This window comes from Gammaproteobacteria bacterium (genome assembly GCA_003696665.1).
GTDB lineage: Bacteria > Pseudomonadota > Gammaproteobacteria > Enterobacterales.
In genome coordinates this window covers 1-2,213 of the sequence record RFGJ01000381.1, presented here as the reverse complement: position 1 = coordinate 2,213, position 2,213 = coordinate 1, and the positions used below count along the sequence as shown (strand labels likewise).

The 2,213-nt window shown below is 50.8% G+C and carries 2 protein-coding genes; both read left to right on the top strand.

The features are described from left to right. Window positions 1–3: 3 nt before the first annotated feature. Window positions 4–810: a hypothetical protein gene (locus tag D6694_09845; GenBank protein ID RMH40663.1), complete on the top strand. Its 807-nt coding sequence runs from the start codon at window positions 4–6 to the stop codon at window positions 808–810. A gap of 164 nt (window positions 811–974) precedes the next feature. Further along, window positions 975–2,048: a hypothetical protein gene (locus tag D6694_09840; protein ID RMH40662.1), complete on the top strand. Its 1,074-nt coding sequence runs from the start codon at window positions 975–977 to the stop codon at window positions 2,046–2,048. Window positions 2,049–2,213 lie beyond the last annotated feature (165 nt).

Below are 2,213 nucleotides of genomic sequence, written 5' to 3'. Positions count from 1 at the left end.
GTTTTGTATGTGGATGCCGAAAATGTCCCGCAAATCATCAATCAGCGTGCTGAGTGGTGGCAGATAGACCGCAAGAAACTCTTCCTGATGCTCCCCGATGCTGATGACATCCTGGACCTGGGAAAGAGCAAATACCAGGACAAACTCTACAAGATGGTGGCAGTTATCAATCCAGGAGTAATCATCATCGATTCATTGAGCACCATCAGCACCAAAGGAGAAAGCGCTGTGGAGGATGTGCGCAACATTCTGGCGTTTCTTTCCGGCATAGCGCGTGGCTTCAATGTCCCTGTGTTGTTGATTCACCATATCAAGAAACGAAGTTTGCCCGGCATGAAGAGCGTTTTTGTGGAATTGGACCTCGAAGACTTGCGCGGTAGCAGTCATATTGTTGCTATTGGACGCACCATCATTGGAATATGGCAGGTCCAGACCACCCCAGACGCTGATGATGGCCCTCGTAAGATGGCAGTCTTGAAGAGTAACCTGGGAGCAAAACCGAAAGCATTGGGTTTCGAAATGAAGCCGCTACACCCGGCTGGTGTCACCATCCAGTGGCTGGATAGTCCACCGGAAGCATATCGCAGCCCTACCAGGATAGACGAGTGTGCCGAGTGGTTATTGGGGTACCTTGCTGAAATGGGGGAACCGGTCAAGCCGAATGATGTCTTGCGGGCTGCCACTTTGCAAGGCTTTAGCAGGTCAACAGTGTACCGGGCGCGGAATGCCCTCAAAGATGCAATAACGGATACTGGCCCATCACCCCACGCTCCAAATAATGCGTGGAAAATCAGTGACGTAGAAAAGTAACTATCCTGTTGCATTGATGCAACTCTCTCACTCTTCCACTATTTCACTGTCTCAACACCCCCCTACTGTTCCAAGAAAAAAACAGTGAAACAGTGAGAGAGTGGAAGAGTACACAGGAATTGTTTACGAATTGCAGCGAAACGTAATGTATTTAGGATGGCAACATGGATGCCCAGGAAATCAACCGCACTTTTGATTTGTTGTCTCTCATAGAGCAGCGTATTCCCCTTCGAAAGCGTGGCCGCTATTACGTTGGCGCCTGTCCATTTTGCGGACGTGGAAGAGACCGATTTACGCTCAAACCCACCTTATCGGGATGGCGCTGGCACTTACGTCCTGGCAACGAGAACCCCTGCCCTCACCCTACGGACAATGCTTACCATACCGCGATAGATTTTGTGATGCAGGCTGAAGGACTTTCTTTTCGTGACGCGTTGGAAACACTTAGCACCACGCGCTTGACGAAGCACCGCAAAAGAAGTGTTGTGCGACAACCAGATACGGATGCTCATCCTCTGGATGTCGGTTTTGCAATGCCCTCTGCCACCTGGCAGCACCGATGCCTGGCAATTTTGTTACGGAGCGTAAGAACGTTGAACGCCCCTACAGGGCATTCTGGTTGCAAATACCTGACTGACCGAGGGGTTACGTCTGCCACCTGGCAGTATTGGATGTTCGGGCTGGCTGCGCCCAGGGACCCTAAAAGTGGACGCAGGCGTCCGGCTATTGTCATCCCCTATCTGGATGGTGCCCTTAACCTTACCGCCTTGAAGTATCGCTTCTTGCGGGATGAGGAAGGACAAGTGCGCTACACAGCCCATCCAGGTAGCAAACCTTATCTTTTTGGGCTGTACGATTACGTCCCCTCTCTGCACACTACGCTTCTGATTGTCGAAGGTGAACTGAACGCTGTTTCAGTATGGCAGGTTCGTTGGCCAGGTTTGCTGGCGGTGTCTATCGGCAGTGAAGGGGCAGGGAAAATCCAACGCAAATTGTTATACCCTCTGATGAACGCATTTGCCAAAGTGATTATCTGGATGGACAAACCAGATAAGGCATTGTCCTTGCGTGATGATTTGCGACCAGATGCTTTGTGCTTGCAATCCCCTGTACAGGGAGGCCGCAAGATGGATGCAAATGCCCTGCTGCGCTACGGAATGCTCAAACCCTTCCTGGAATACCTTCTGGAGGCTCCAGAAAGGCCTGTAAGCCCCAAAAACGCCCTGAAAAGACTATGAGAGAGGAGATGTTTGTATGCCTAGAAAATCCCCATCCGTAACTGTTCGAGAACATGAGAGTGCTGATGCTACCTCATTGGATGTTGTACAAAGTGTTGTTCTCAAAGACATGGCGCGGGCTGTAGTAGAAGCGCTTCGCACCATGATAGACCAGGGGAACCTGGT

What these genes read in the sequence shown, in the direction of transcription:
- D6694_09840 (RMH40662.1), top strand. Translation starts at nt 975, where the DNA reads ATGGATGCCCAGGAAATCAACCGCACTTTTGATTTGTTGTCTCTCATA.